A 13,996-nucleotide genomic window follows, 5' to 3' on the forward strand; every position below is an offset into this window, starting at 1 on the left:
TCAATGTCAGAGGAACCAGAGGAAGGCGGCCGGATATTCTTCTCCAATATCGGCCGCAGTATGGAACTCGAGGATGAGATACAGTTGACCAGTGTCGGTATCGACATTGGATCATCGACGTCTCACCTCGCCTTCTCCCGCATCGTGCTGGAGCGTCTCGATACGCGCTACATGGTAGTCGAGCGGACGCTACTGCACCAATCCGATGTTTTGCTCACGCCCTATCGCAGCGATGATGCTATCGACGCGGAGGCACTCGCATCGTTTTTCGAAGCCCAATACGAAGCCGCCGGCCTGAAGCCCGAGGATATCGACACGGGGGCGCTCATCCTCACCGGCGTTGCCGTCAGGCGCAGCAATGCGCGCGCCATTGGCGAAATCTTTTCGGCGCAGACCGGCAAATTTGTCGTGGTCAGCGCGGGGGACGGCCTCGAAACCACTCTGGCTGCGTTCGGGTCTGGCGCGGTTGCTCTATCCGGCAGAACGCGCCAGCGCGTGCTCAACGTCGATATCGGTGGAGGCACCTCAAAACTCGCACTGTGCGAAAACGGCGCCATTCGCCATATCAGTGCCATCGACATTGGCGCGCGTGTCGTCGCATTCGATACTGACCGGCGGGTTACGCGGTTGGAAGAAGCCGGCAAATATTTTGCGAAACAAGCAGGTGTGGCGTTGGTGCTCGGCGCGGTTCTCACGCCCGAGGATGCCGGAAAACTCGCGGCGTCCATGGTCGACCACCTGTTCGAAGCTATGAAGGGTGGCGCAATGCGCAGCGAAACCGCTGGTCTCCATCGCCTGCCTGCCCTGCCCGAGGGACCACCACCGGACATAGTCACGATTTCCGGCGGCGTTTCGGAATTTCTCTATGCCGATACCAATGCAGGGTTCAGCGATCTCGGACCCTTGCTGGCCCGGCAATTGCGCAAGCGGCTCGACGACTGGAGGCCGCGCCTTGAACGTCCCGAACAGGGTATCCGGGCGACCGTCGTCGGCGCCTCGCAATATACTGTACAGGTCAGCGGCAGTACGATCTTCGTCAGGCCACTCGATGCCCTGCCCGTTCGCAATGTTCCCGTCATAAAGCCCGCATTCGCATTCGATGATGATATCGACGCCGAACGTGTTGGCTTAATGGTGAAGGAAGCACTGGCACGGCTCGATTTGACCCACGGCGACAGCCCTGTGGCCATTTGCTACGAATGGCAGGGATCGGCAAGCTACAGGCGCCTCGATGATTTCTGTCGGGGGATACGAGAGGGCTTGTCACAGATCCTTGCCAAAGGTCACCCCCTGATCCTCGTCGGCGACAGCGACGTCGGGGGACTGGTGGGGATGCATTTCGTCAGTGCGGACGGCGTCAATTCAATCATCTCGATCGACGGCATCAAGCTCGACGAATTCGATTTCATTGATATCGGCGCCATGCTCGAAACGTCCGGCGCTGTGCCCGTCGTCATAAAGTCACTGGTATTTCCCAATATGGGCCTTGGCCAGAAGGGTCTCGAACCAGTCGAACCGGCGTGAGAAAAGTTTCACGCCGATACTTCGACGTGCAGATTGTCATAGCCTTTGGCACGATAGACGATGACCGAAACGATCCAGCTCATGACGAATATACCGACGACTGCATAACCGAAATTGGCCAGATTATCGTTCAGCCCTCCAACGAACTGCCAGAACGCTCCTTGAAGTCCGAGCTTGTCGCTGATCAGACCAAGAGCTTCCACGCCGCCGATAAAGACAGCGACGATGACAGACGCTCCGGTGATTGTCAGATTGTACCAAAGCTTGCGCATGGGGTTGATCGACGCCCAACCATAGGCACCAGTCATCAGGACGCTATCGGTCGTGTCCATGAGCGACATGCCCGCTGTGAAGAGCGCAGGAAACACGAGGATCGTCCAGAATGACATGCCCTGCGTCGCTTGCGCTGCCGAAATTCCGAGCAGGCCGATTTCCGTTGCGGTGTCGAAACCCAACCCGAACAGGAAGCCGATCGGATACATATGCCAGGACCGCGAAACCACGCGGAAAATCGGCCGGAAGATGCGAGCGATGAGTCCTCGTCCTGACAGCAGTGCGTCGAGGTCCTCGTCGACAATTTTCTCGCCGCGCCGCGCGCGGCTGAAAGCTGACCAGATACCCCGCAGGATAAAAAGATTGGCCAGGCCGATAATGAGGAGGAACACGGCCGACACAGATGTGCCGATGACACCGCCGACATCATGGAACGATTCAAGATTGCTCTGCATCGCAGCGGCTGTCGCGGCAATGATCAGGGAAGCGATGACGACGATGCTTGAGTGCCCCAGCGAAAAGAAGAAGCCGACCGAATAAGGCGTCTTGCCCTCCTGCATCAACTTGCGGACGACATTATCGATCGCGGCAATATGATCGGCGTCGAAAGCATGGCGCAGACCGAACATGTAGGCGAGAAGAGCAGTCCCCAGCAATGAAGGGCGATCGGAAAAGGCAATCCACGCCCAAGCCCAGGCGCCGACGTTGGCCGCGATCAGGATGACATAGGTCACGATGACCTTGGCCTTCAGCCGCGCCGGCTGATCGTCGAAAGGATTGGGGATCATATAAGCCTCCTCCGCTGGCCAGGTATCGCGTGTGCTGGTAAACATGCGCAGAGGGCCGTTGTATCGGAAGCAACCATAGAAAATCGCAAAGTATGATGTCTACGCGAAAAAATCTTACTCGCCCGTTTAAAAAAACTTGGAGCCGAAGATGCAAAGAATAACGATCACCCTCGATGACGATCTGATGGAGGAACTCGACAGGGTGATCGCGGCAAAGGGCTATCAAAATCGCTCCGAGGCCATCCGCGACCTTGCGAGGGCCGGGATGAAGCTGACATCAATCGAAACAGGTGCAGCAACGCAGGTGATCGGTGTTCTGAGCTATGTCTTCGATCATGGGGCACGCGATCTTGCACGCCGGTTGACCAATACCTTCCATGATCATCATTCACTTGCGGTATCGAGCATGCATGTCCATCTCGATCATGACAACTGCCTCGAAATCGGTGTCCTCAAAGGACCGCCGGACCAGGTTCAGCATTTCGCTGAACACGTCATTTCGGAGCGTGCAGTAAGGTACGGACATCTGCACGTGGTGCCGGCGGGATTGCCAAAAAGCCAGCTTTGACTTGAGAACATTGCTCCAGGGTTCCGCAAGGTGGTGAGCATGTGTGCGCGCTCGCGTCAGGTTGACATCATCCTTCACAATGCTAAGCTCGTTTTAGAGGAACGTTGTTCTTTATAGCGGAACAGTTGGCTGCGTCTGTGGTTGCACGGATATCGGGAGTGGCATCATGAAGAAACTTTTGCTGGGAGCAGCGCTCATCGCCTGTTTGTCATTGAATGCGATGAGCGCGATGGCGGCGGAACTCACCAAGGTGAAAATCGGTATCGTCAACGCCAGCAGTGATATCGCTTTCTTCATCGCCGACAAAAAAGGCTACTTCCGCGAAGAAGGTATCGAGGCGGAGTTCGTGCCCTTCGATTCCGGCGCGAAGATGGTTGCTCCGCTTGGAGCCGGCCAACTCGACGTTGCCGGCGGCTCGGTATCGGCAGGATTGTACAATGCCGTGGCACGAGGGATCGGAATCAAGGTTGTCGCCGACAAGGGTTCGACGCCCCCAGGTTACGGCTATCAGCCACTTCTGGTTCGCAAGGATCTCGTGGAAAGCGGCAAGTACAAGTCGCTCGCCGATCTCAAAGGCATGAAGGTTGCGGGCAGTGCCACTGGCAGCGCATCGACATCGACCATGAACGAGGCGTTGAAAAAGGCGGGGCTTAAACCCAGCGATGTCGAGCGTGTATTCCTCTCATTTCCCCAACATATCATCGCGCTGGAGAACAAGGCCGTTGACGCGGCTTTGACAACCGAACCTTCCGCAACAGAAGCCGTACGCCGTGGTGCCGCCGTTCGTATCATGGGCGATGACGAGATTTACCCCAATCACCAGCTCGCGGTTGTCCTGTACTCGGCAGAGTTCATCGGGGAACAGCCCGATGCCGCAAAAGCATTCATGCGCGCCTATATCCATGCGCTTCGCGACTACAATGACGCGCTTGCCAACGGCAAGCTGGCCGGCCCGGCCGCGGACGAAGTGATCTCCATATTGACCGAATATACACCGATCAAGGATGCTTCCGTCTATCGCGCCATTGTCCCGCAAGGCATCGATCCCGACGGCAAGCTCAACACCGCCAGCCTTGAAAACGATCTCAAATACTTCCAGAGCGAAGGTCTCGTACCGGCAAGCGCAACTGTCGCCCAAATCCTCGACGCGTCGTTCGCCGATGCAGCAGTCAAGGAACTGGGGCCGTATCAACAAAGAAAATAAGCGCGGGGTATCTCAGACACAATCTGGCATGGAACTGGCAGGACATGGATAACTACACTCAACAGAAGCGCATGCTGGTCGATGCGATCCTTATGCTCGAACGCGCGGGAATCATAGATTTCAACGGCCATGCCAGTTGGCGTGTTCCTGGCGAAAATCGAATGCTGATCAATTCCGGTGCATCGGTCCGCTCGGCACTCACCATCGACGATATCGTCATGACCGATTTCGACGGCAAGCCGGTCGATGGCGGCGCAGTCCCGCCGATGGAATTCCACATCCATTCGGAGATATACCGTCGCCGCGCGGACGTGGGTTCGGTCATCCACGCTCACCCGCTGTGGTCAACGCTCTTCAGCATGACGGGGAATCCCGTTGAACCGGTGATCATGCAGGCAGCGGTGATCGGCGAGATCATGCAGTTTGGCGAGATAGCATCAATCAACACCAAGGAACTCGGTGAAGCGCTTGCCACAACGCTTGGTGCGCATCGCATCGCAATGTTGAAATCGCATGGATCGGTGATCGCTGCGGCCAGTATTCTCGAAGCATTCGTCCTTGCAGTGTACCTCGAGGAAAATACGCAAAGGCAGTATTTGGCCAAAAGCCTCGGCACACCAACGGTTCTGACGCCTGAACAGGTCGCCACGATCGCAGCCAATCTCTGGAAGCCCAACCTCTTGCAAAAGGTCTGGGACTATCATGCGGGTAAATTGGGCCCTGTCTGACCTATGGGCTGGGCTTCTCGAACATATCTTTAATGCTGGTTCCAAGTTTGCTGGTAGCGCCGATGATGGCAACTGCTATCAGAGCAACGATCAGTGCGTATTCAACCGCACTTGCGCCGGTTTCGTCCTTGAGGAAGCGCGCGAAGAGCTTTGTCATTGTTCGCCTCTCCTTTCAAAGTCCCGTTGAATCGTCCTCCTCATTGAGTAAATTAGCAAAAGAGACTGTTGTTATTGGTTAATTTTTACTTTAGACGGGCGCGTCAATTTAAGTAAAATTTTCCTCAAATCGGGATATTCTGACCAGATCACACGTCAACTCGAATTCTAAGCGGCCGACAGATGAATCCAGTTGGAATTACAAGTACCTAATAATTTAACTGAATTTAATCGACTTCCGTAAAACTAATTTAAGCAACAAATTCAGTCACTTTTCAGTAACCATCTATATTAGTGAAACTGCAATTGCTGGAAATCTATGTTGAGGACGGTTCAACGAAACCATGCACAACAACAGGATAGGCAATCAAATGAACACTCTCTTCGCACGCTTCCTTAAAGACGAATCCGGCGCAACTGCCATCGAATATGGCCTGATTGCTGCCCTTATCTCCGTCGGCATCATTGCCGGTGCAGGCACGCTCGGCAACGGCATCAATGGCCTGTTCACCAAGCTCGGTGGCAAGATGGCAAACACCGCCGTTAACTAAGTTTAGTTGGTGGAGCTGCCCGATCGCGGGCAGCTCCACCAAATCTTTGTAACCGGGTTTACCCGAGTTCGCCTTGTCCCGATCATCGATGTTCGCGGCAATCCAGAACACCGTTTGATCGAGAGACCAGACTGGCAACCTTCTGCTGCCAAGCACCCTGTCCATACGACCTTTGGGTGCGGGCAATCAGGCAACGAAGTCAGATGCTTAATCTCTACCCGAACTAGTATGAATATCGTGAAAATCTGGGGTAAGGTCGTTGCCAAAGACAAAGTTAAATCAACCACAGAATATTGCGCTCTCGGCCGTCATCCCTTGCTACAATGAAGTGGACGGCATCGATGAGCTTTATCGACGCGTAACCGCGGCGTGTCAGCAACAGGTTGGCCAGTCCTACGAGATTGTCCTCGTCATCGATGGTGCGACAGACGGCACTCGCCAGGCGATCTTCAATTTAGCGGCAACAGACCCTCACCTCGTCGCAGTCGATCTTGCCCGCAATTATGGCCACCAAATTGCGCTCAGCGCAGGCCTGGATATTTGTCGTGGCCAAAGAATTCTTATTCTCGATGCCGATCTGCAGGATCCCCCGGAACTTGTCGGCCAAATGATGGCCAGGATGGATGAAGGCTATGATGTCGTCTATGGCCAACGCCTGAAACGCGAGGGAGAAAGCTGGTTCAAACTCGCTTCGGCGGCGATGTTTTATCGGTTGTTGCGCAAGATGGTCGACGTGGATATTGCTCCTGACACCGGCGATTTTCGCCTGATGAGCCGCCGGACCCTTAATCATCTGAATTCGATGCCGGAGCGTTATCGGTTCATTCGCGGAATGGTCAGCTGGATCGGCTTGAGGCAAGTCGCCCTCCCTTATGAAAGGTGCCGGCGCTTTGCTGGCACCACGCATTACCCGTTCAAGAAAATGCTCTTGCTGGCGATGGACGCAATGACAAGCTTTTCCATCGCTCCGCTCCGCTTCGCGTCGCACCTCGGCATGATCTTCGGGATTCTTGGACTTTTCGCGCTGGGTTACACTTTCTGTTCCTGGATTGCCGGGAACGTTTTGCCCGGCTGGACCAGTCTGGCAGCCATAGTCCTCATACTTGGCAGCGTTCAGCTTCTGGTGCTCGGTATCTTTGGCGAGTATCTCGGGCGGATGTACATGGAGACGAAGCGGCGTCCGCTTTACCTCGTCAATGAGATCGTCTCTTACGACGCAGTTAGCGCTCGCCAGGATCTACCCATTCACCGGCTTCAGGAACGTGTGAAGGAGGTTGTGCATGCTCGAGGCTGAATTTGACCAGTTCGCGTCGGAATATCACCAGCAGCACGCCGCCAGCATTCGTCTGAGCGGTGAAACTCCGGATTTCTTTGCCAAGTACAAGATTGACGACGTGGCTGCCGTACTCGCATCCGCGGGTGTGAGACCACGACGCATACTCGATTTCGGCGGAGGTGTGGGCAATTCACTGGGTTATCTCAAAGCTGCGTTTCCCGAGAGCGAAATAGTGTTGCTCGATCCTTCCTCGCAATCCCTCGATATCGCTCAGAAGCGGTTCCCGGGCCAAGCGCATTTCCAGCAATTCGATGGCAGAACGATCCCGTATGACGACGGGCACTTCGACGTCATATTTGTTGCGTGCGTTTTTCATCATATCCCTGGCGACCTCCATTTGGGCCTTCTCCAGGAAATCAGCAGGGTTCTGACAAAAGGCGGAAACTTCTTTCTCTTCGAGCACAATCCGTGGAACCCGCTCACATTGCATGCTGTGCGCAATTGTCCGTTCGACGAGAACGCAGTTCTTATCAAGGCGAAAGATATGCGCGCAGAGATCGCTGACGCCGGCCTGTCCAGATCCCGTGTCGTCTACCGCATCTTTTTTCCGCGTCTGTTGGCGAGGCTGCGGTCGCTCGAGCGCTATCTCGCCAAAATTCCGATCGGAGCGCAGTACTATGTCCACGCGGTCAAATCGTCCATTTGACTACCTGCAGATCGCGCGTTTCGCATCCGTTGGCGTTCTGAACACAGCGTTCGGATACACGGTAATTCTGTTTGCCCTTTGGCTTGGAAATGGTGACGTCGTTTCGAACTTGATCGGCTACGCTGCGGGTCTCGTCTTGAGCTTCGGCCTCAACAACCGGTGGACCTTCGGGAAAAAGCAAAATGCGTCGCCAAGCGTTATCGCAAGATACGTCGCAACGTTTCTGGTGGCCTATGCGGTCAATCTTGGAATTGTTCTCGCGGCGCGTTCAACCGGACTGATGGACGGCCCGATGATTCATCTGCTGGGCATTGGTGCCTACACAATCCTTTTCTACCTGGGATCGGTCCATTTCGTGTTTGCAGAAAACACACCAATTTCGATTAACAATCGGCATGCAATCAACGGAAGAAGTGAGCCCCGATAGAATGGTCGACGACACCTACAGCGCACGGGCAGCAACCGTCTCGGGCTCCTCGACCGCAGAAGACCAGCGCGTCAGGCTGCTCTTCTGTTTGATTGTTGCAATTTTCAAAGCGGCAACGCTGATTTACGCCGCTGGCGGGCTTTTGCAGGATCCTGATAATTGGTGGCACGTGCGGGTGGGCTTGGACATGCTGTCAAGCGGCACGTTTCCCACGGTCGACACTTATTCCTATACTTTTGCTGGCAGTCCCTGGATAGCAAAAGAATGGCTTGGGCAGATACTGTTTGCACTCGCCTATTCGCTGAACGGCTGGAACGGGGTCACATTATTGACCATCGCCATGAGCACGTTAACGGTCTTCCTGCTTGCATGGTATCTCAGCGCCTCCCTAAAACCGACGGTAGCGTTCGGCCTGACCTTCATACTGTCGCTCCTCATCGGTCCGATCCTGACCGCACGTCCACTCGTCTTCACACTTCCCATCATCATCATCTGGACTGCTGAGCTGTTCCGCGCTGCCCGCGATGAACGAGCCCCGCCATTGTGGTTGCTACCACTCATATGCCTTTGGGCGAATCTCCACGCAACATTCACATTCGGATTCATCATAGCGGCATTCGCGGGCCTGGATTTTCTGGCGCGGACACGCCTGACGAAGCCAGGTCTCCTCGGCAAATGGATTGCCTTTGGGGTGCTTTGCCCGCTTGTGACCTTGCTCAACCCTTACGGTATCAAGGCCATCCTCGCGACCTTTTCAGTTGCCTACGGCAACGAGGCGGTAGCCTATATCGACGAATGGCAGCCCTTCAACGCCTCGGATTCTTACCTTATGGAGGCGTTCCTCCTGGTAGCTCTTCTCGGGCTGCTCGTCTCACGAGTGCAAATCGGATGGCCCAAGGCACTGTTTCTCCTCTTCAATCTGCATCTCCTCCTCACGCATCAGCGCTTTGCCTATCTTTTTGTTCTGCTGGTACCGCTCATTCTCGCGGCAGAAATCGGTGAACAATTCTCTTGGGTCTCGGCCCACAAATGGGCCAAGGGGCATCTCGACCGCCTGGAGCAATTTCTTGCCAGCCATTTTCACTCGATTTCAGCAGCGATCGGCATATTGATCGTGTCTACGGCTGCAATATTCTCCTCGGTTTCAGGGGTCGAACCAAGCCCGAAGACATCGGCAAAAGGTGCGCTCGCGTTTGCCCAGCAGCACAATCTCTCCGGGAACGTCTTCAATTCCTACAATTTTGGCGGCACGCTGATTTTCCATGGAATCAAGACATTCATCGATGGCCGAACCGATCAGCTCTTTCTGAATGGCTTCATGAAGAAAACTATGTTGGCGGGCAACAGTGGTGGAAAACCGATTTTGGAAGAACAGATGAAAACCTATGCAATCGGCTGGGCTTTGCTAGCAACTGGCGACAGCCGCATCCCTTTCTTCAACGAATTAACCGGCTGGCGACGTGCGTATTCCGATGAGAATGCCGTCATCTTTATCCGGGAATGATGAGCCGCGTGTCATTTCGCGTGCAATAATGTAGACACTCCCTGTAGAGTAAGGTTCTGATAACTTTAATGACGAGTGCTGTTCTACTGTAGGTTGTAGTAGGCCTCACGGTTATTATTATTGCCGTCCTTTACGCCTTTCAAGGATGTTTCGACCTGATCCGCGCAAGACATGCGCGACATCGATGCGAAGATCGGAGAATATGTCGAGCGCAGTATTGCTGCCCAAGATCAGCTCAAACGCATCGACATAAGGGCGCCGCAAACCGGCACCGTGCACGAACTCTCCGTCCACACTGTCGGCGGCGTGGTCCCCGCGAGTGAACAGCTGATGTTGATTGTGCCCGATGCTGATTTGCTGGTCGTCGAAGCGAAGGTGCAGCCGCAAGATGTGGATCAGCTTTTTGTCGGGCAACCGGCTGGATTGCGTTTTACCGCCTTCAGCCACGCACCACTCCGGAAGTCAATGGCACCGTGCAACAAATTTCCGCAGATGTGACAACGGACACCCGCACTGGCCTCAGCCATTACACCGTGCGCGTGGCCATCACTCCCGCCGAGGTCGGACGAATTGGCGCAATCAAACTTGTACCGGGGATGCCCGTTGAAACATTTATCGAGTCTGGCGACAGGAGCGTCGCGTCCTATTTCATCAAGCCAATGATAGATCAGGCAAAGCGCCGCGTTCCGCGAAGGTTGACCAACGAGGTATTGAAGCACGCTAGAGCATATGCACCGTCAAATGCCCTCACCATGCGTATGGCCTTCGTGTGTCAGGGTAGCGATGAAGCGCTTGGTGCGCTCCCGTTTCGGGTTGGTGAAGATATCCCGTGAGGAACCCGTTTCAACGACCACTCCCCCATCCAGCACGATCACCTCATTGGCAATCCTCGAGGCCAGTCGAAGATCGTGCGTCGCCATGACCATTGTCGTACCTTCCCGCGCCAATTGCGCGAGCACATCGACCACCTCCCCGGAGAGTTCGGGATCAAGCGCTGACGTCGGTTCATCGCATAGAAGAACTTTGGGTGATGGCGCCAACGCCCGGGCGATTGCCACACGCTGCAGCTGTCCGCCGGAGAGCGTCGATGGCCAGACCTCTGCCTTATGCGCAAGCCCAACCTTCTCAAGCAATGTTATTGCCCGTTCCCTCGCCCGCTCCCTTGGCCATTTGAGGACTGTGGTCAGCCCCTCCGTAACGTTCTCGATAACCGTACGATGCGGAAACAGTTGGAAGTTCTGAAACACCATGCCGGTATGACGGCGAACCAGCTGGATCTGCTTCGTGCCCATCCGCACACCCGGCTGAAAGTCCAACCGGTCACCGGCAACTTCTACTGAACCCGATGTTGGAATTTCCAGAAGGTTTATGCAACGCAGAAGTGTACTTTTGCCACCGCCGGAAGGACCGACGAGAGCCATGACCGAGCCTTCGGCCACGCTGAGGGAAACGTTTTTGAGTACCATGTGGTCGCCAAAGCGTTTCTCGATATTCTTGAGGTCGACCATCATGATCCTGCCTCCAGGAAGCCGCCGTAGCGATTGAGGCGGGTTTCAAGCCGCGCTTGCAGCGACGACAGGACCGAACTCAAGGCGAGATAAATCAGTGCCGCCTCCACGTAGAGAATGAGCGGTTCATATGTCGTAGCAACAATGCGTTGAGCCGCCTGGAACAACTCCGGCACAGTGATGGCCGCCGCAAGTGAAGTGTCTTTGACAAGAGAAATAAAGGTGTTCGATAGCGGTGGAACAGCCACTCTGGCCGCCTGTGGCAAAATAGTCCGCTGCATTGCCTGGCGCCAGTTCATGCCGATCGAGTAAGCGGCCTCCCACTGGCCCTTTGGAACCGAAGATATAACCGCGCGCAAGATTTCCGACGTATAGGCGCCGATATTCAGGGTGAAACCGATGAGCGCGGCTGTGAACGCATCAAGCACGATACCAACGCTCGGCAGGCCATAGAATATCAGGAAAAGTTGGACCAGCAGCGGCGTACCGCGAATGATCCAGACATAGAACTTGACGACCGCCGCAAACGGAGTTGGTGCGAATAGCCGAACAAGCGCAGCTATAAGACCGACGGTAAGTCCAAGCGCGAATGACAACAGCGTCAGCGGAATGGTGAAAATCAAACCCGCCCACAATAGCGACGGAAGCGATTCGAGCATCAATGACAACCAATGTGTCAAAATCGTTCTCCCCAACAATAAAGGCAGGGAGCGAACCCCCTGCCCTCTTAGAGCGTAAATAATCCCGATCGTAAACGGTTGTTACTTCGAAACGTCCTGTCCGAAATACTTGTCGGCGATCTTTTGATACGTACCGTCCGCCTTGATCGTCTCGAGTGCCTTGTTGATGGCGGCGAGCAGATCCGGTTCACCCTTGCGGATGATGATGCCGGAGAAATCGGCATTCTCCTGCTGCGCCGCAATCTTCACATTGGCGTCAGGCTTATGCTTCTTGAAGTCAAGGAAAGACAGACTGTCGTTGATCGTCGAGTCGGCACGGCCATTGAGGACCAGCTGGATCGACTGGTCGAAACCGTCTGTTCCAACCAGCTCTGCACCGGCTTCTTGGGCGATCTTGCCGAAATTGCTGGAGAGCGATTGCGCAGACTTCTTGCCCTTTAGATCAGCAAAGCCCTTGATCTCCTCGTTGTCGCTCTTGACGATCAAAACTGCCTTTGAAGCAATGTAAGGCTCGGAGAAATCATACTTTGCCTTGCGCTCCTCGGTGATGCCAACCTGATTGATGACCGTGTCATAGCGGTTGGCGTCGAGACCGGCGATCAGGCCATCCCATTTGCCTTCGAGGAACTCGGGCTTGACGCCGAGATTTTTGGCAATCGCCTCACCGATCTCCACATCGAAACCGACGAGCTTGCCCGAGGCATCGTGATAGGTGAACGGTGCGTAGGTGCCTTCCGTGCCGATCTTGAGAACGCCTGCCGCCTTGATCTGCTCAAGATTGGACGCGGCTTGTGCCTGGGCAGGCACGATTGCAAGGGCACTGACGACGAGGAGTGATTTCAACCAGTTCATTGTGTTTCCATCCGTTTGTAATTTGCTTTGGGCGTGACCGGAAAGTGTCACTTTGCCGTGGCGCTGTATAGGCATTCGACGCCGCCGCCAGGAGCAGACCGGCAAAATTAATACCAGATTTCGGCTGAATGTAGGAATTTTATTCCGCCTGCGGTTACGAATACTTATCCGGATTCGTCTATGCGATCCGCAAGCCGGTCACGCCATGGAAGAGATGCACATCTGCCGCCTTGATACCAAGCCCAATCGCGTCCCCAGGGCCACGATCCGTGCGGCCCATGGCGAAGATGCAGACCTGCTGGTCGGCGAGTTTGGTATAAAACTGCGTCGAGAGACCGAGTGGCTCTATCACCTCGATCTTTGCCTTCAGCCCCTCGCCGCCGACCTCGATATTTTCCGGGCGTATGCCAACGGTCACCCGGTCGCCATCCTCCACCTTGAGTTCAGGACGCAACGCGATCATCTGGCCGTCGGTGAGTTCTGCAGCAACCTTCTTTCCCTCGCGGCCGACAACAGCAGGAAGAAAATTCATACCCGGCGAACCGATGAACCCTGCCACGAACAGGTTAGCCGGATGATCATAGAGTTCGAGTGGCGTTCCAACCTGCTGGATGACACCGTCATGCATGACGACGATGCGATCGGCCATCGTCATGGCCTCCACCTGATCGTGCGTGACGTAGACCGATGTGGTCTTCAGTTGCTGATGCAAAGCCTTGATTTCTGTCCGCATATGGACACGGAGCTTGGCATCGAGGTTTGACAAGGGCTCGTCGAACAGGAAGACCTTCGGATCGCGCACGATGGCACGGCCCATGGCAACGCGCTGGCGCTGGCCGCCGGAAAGCTGACGCGGAAGGCGCTGCAGCAATACGTCAAGTCCCAGACGTTTGGCTGCACTGCCGACGCGGCTCATGACCAGTTCCTTTGCCGTCTTGCGCAGCAGCAGGCTGAAGCCCATGTTCGACGCCACATCCATATGCGGGTAAAGCGCATAGGACTGGAACACCATGGCGATATCACGATCCTTTGGCGCTACGTCATTGACGACACGCTCGCCAATTTTGATCTCCCCAGCCGAAATTTCCTCAAGCCCGGCGATCATCCGCAAAAGTGTGGACTTGCCACAGCCAGAGGGTCCGACGAGAACGACGAACTCGCCGTCGGCGATTGAGAGATCCACTGCCGACAGCACATTCATGGCGCCATAGTTTTTCTGGACATTGGAGATTGTGACGGAAGCCATCGATT

General features: G+C 55.1%; 15 protein-coding genes and 1 pseudogene. 10 read left to right on the top strand and 6 right to left on the bottom strand.

The annotated features are described in order from the left end of the window. Positions 1–3: 3 nt before the first annotated feature. On the top strand, positions 4–1,524 hold the full coding sequence (locus tag FHS21_RS16515; protein WP_183663080.1) for an ethanolamine ammonia-lyase reactivating factor EutA: 1,521 nt from the start codon (positions 4–6) through the stop codon (positions 1,522–1,524). 8 nt (positions 1,525–1,532) lie between these two features. Here the strand turns inward: FHS21_RS16515 and FHS21_RS16520 are convergent, their stop codons facing one another. Then, entirely contained in the window at positions 1,533–2,585 is a 1,053-nt protein-coding gene (locus FHS21_RS16520; RefSeq protein ID WP_183663082.1) for a HoxN/HupN/NixA family nickel/cobalt transporter, read from the bottom strand. 148 nt (positions 2,586–2,733) lie between these two features. Here FHS21_RS16520 and nikR point away from each other — a divergent pair, with 148 nt between their 5' ends. From nikR to FHS21_RS16535, 3 genes are all read left to right on the top strand, one after another. After that, complete coding sequence (gene nikR, locus FHS21_RS16525; RefSeq protein WP_112531441.1) at positions 2,734–3,153, top strand: nickel-responsive transcriptional regulator NikR; 420 nt, start codon at positions 2,734–2,736, stop codon at positions 3,151–3,153. 166 nt (positions 3,154–3,319) lie between these two features. Continuing rightward, the gene (locus FHS21_RS16530; RefSeq protein ID WP_112551772.1) at positions 3,320–4,357 is read left to right on the top strand and encodes an ABC transporter substrate-binding protein; all 1,038 of its coding nucleotides are present in this window, start codon (positions 3,320–3,322) and stop codon (positions 4,355–4,357) included. A 44-nt stretch (positions 4,358–4,401) separates the two neighbouring features. Continuing rightward, a complete protein-coding gene (locus tag FHS21_RS16535) occupies positions 4,402–5,085 on the top strand; it encodes a class II aldolase/adducin family protein (RefSeq protein WP_112531439.1) in 684 nt (227 codons plus the stop codon). Position 5,086: 1 nt separating this feature from the next. On the opposite strand, the gene FHS21_RS16540 is transcribed toward FHS21_RS16535, so the two are convergent. Beyond that, positions 5,087–5,242: a Flp family type IVb pilin gene (locus FHS21_RS16540; protein ID WP_183663084.1), complete on the bottom strand. Its 156-nt coding sequence runs from the start codon at positions 5,240–5,242 to the stop codon at positions 5,087–5,089. Positions 5,243–5,612: 370 nt separating this feature from the next. On the opposite strand from FHS21_RS16540, the gene FHS21_RS16545 reads away from it, so the two are divergent. From FHS21_RS16545 to FHS21_RS31815, 6 genes and pseudogenes are all read left to right on the top strand, one after another. Next, positions 5,613–5,792, top strand: a complete 180-nt coding sequence (locus FHS21_RS16545; RefSeq protein ID WP_183663088.1) for a Flp family type IVb pilin — start codon at positions 5,613–5,615, stop codon at positions 5,790–5,792. Positions 5,793–6,051: 259 nt separating this feature from the next. After that, positions 6,052–7,086 carry a glycosyltransferase family 2 protein gene (locus FHS21_RS16550; protein ID WP_112531437.1) on the top strand — a complete coding sequence of 345 codons (1,035 nt, stop codon included), beginning with the start codon at positions 6,052–6,054 and terminating at the stop codon, positions 7,084–7,086. Beyond that, a complete protein-coding gene (locus FHS21_RS16555; RefSeq protein WP_183663091.1) occupies positions 7,073–7,774 on the top strand; it encodes a class I SAM-dependent methyltransferase in 702 nt (233 codons plus the stop codon). The genes FHS21_RS16550 and FHS21_RS16555 overlap by 14 nt, the downstream gene beginning before the upstream one ends. Further along, positions 7,746–8,201, top strand: a complete 456-nt coding sequence (locus tag FHS21_RS16560) for a GtrA family protein (protein ID WP_183663094.1) — start codon at positions 7,746–7,748, stop codon at positions 8,199–8,201. The genes FHS21_RS16555 and FHS21_RS16560 overlap by 29 nt, the downstream gene beginning before the upstream one ends. Before the next feature lies 1 nt (position 8,202). Next, complete coding sequence (locus FHS21_RS16565) at positions 8,203–9,705, top strand: hypothetical protein (protein ID WP_183663096.1); 1,503 nt, start codon at positions 8,203–8,205, stop codon at positions 9,703–9,705. 330 nt (positions 9,706–10,035) lie between these two features. Beyond that, positions 10,036–10,538: pseudogene (locus FHS21_RS31815) on the top strand (beta-barrel domain-containing protein). Here the strand turns inward: FHS21_RS31815 and FHS21_RS16575 are convergent. The 4 genes from FHS21_RS16575 to FHS21_RS16590 all read right to left on the bottom strand — a co-directional run bounded on the left by FHS21_RS16575 (position 10,443) and on the right by FHS21_RS16590 (position 13,991). Beyond that, complete coding sequence (locus tag FHS21_RS16575; RefSeq protein ID WP_183663259.1) at positions 10,443–11,213, bottom strand: amino acid ABC transporter ATP-binding protein; 771 nt, start codon at positions 11,211–11,213, stop codon at positions 10,443–10,445. The pseudogene FHS21_RS31815 and the gene FHS21_RS16575 sit on opposite strands and share 96 nt — an antisense overlap. Further along, positions 11,213–11,893, bottom strand: a complete 681-nt coding sequence (locus FHS21_RS16580; protein WP_112531432.1) for an amino acid ABC transporter permease — start codon at positions 11,891–11,893, stop codon at positions 11,213–11,215. The genes FHS21_RS16575 and FHS21_RS16580 overlap by 1 nt, the downstream gene beginning before the upstream one ends. A gap of 81 nt (positions 11,894–11,974) precedes the next feature. Next, entirely contained in the window at positions 11,975–12,745 is a 771-nt protein-coding gene (locus FHS21_RS16585; protein ID WP_183663098.1) for an amino acid ABC transporter substrate-binding protein, read from the bottom strand. Positions 12,746–12,923: 178 nt separating this feature from the next. Beyond that, positions 12,924–13,991 (bottom strand): ABC transporter ATP-binding protein, encoded by a 1,068-nt coding sequence (locus tag FHS21_RS16590; RefSeq protein WP_112531430.1) that lies wholly within the window; start codon positions 13,989–13,991, stop codon positions 12,924–12,926. Positions 13,992–13,996 lie beyond the last annotated feature (5 nt).

Source organism: Phyllobacterium trifolii, from assembly GCF_014192095.1.
In the GTDB taxonomy this organism is placed as follows: Bacteria; Pseudomonadota; Alphaproteobacteria; order Rhizobiales; family Rhizobiaceae; genus Phyllobacterium; species Phyllobacterium trifolii.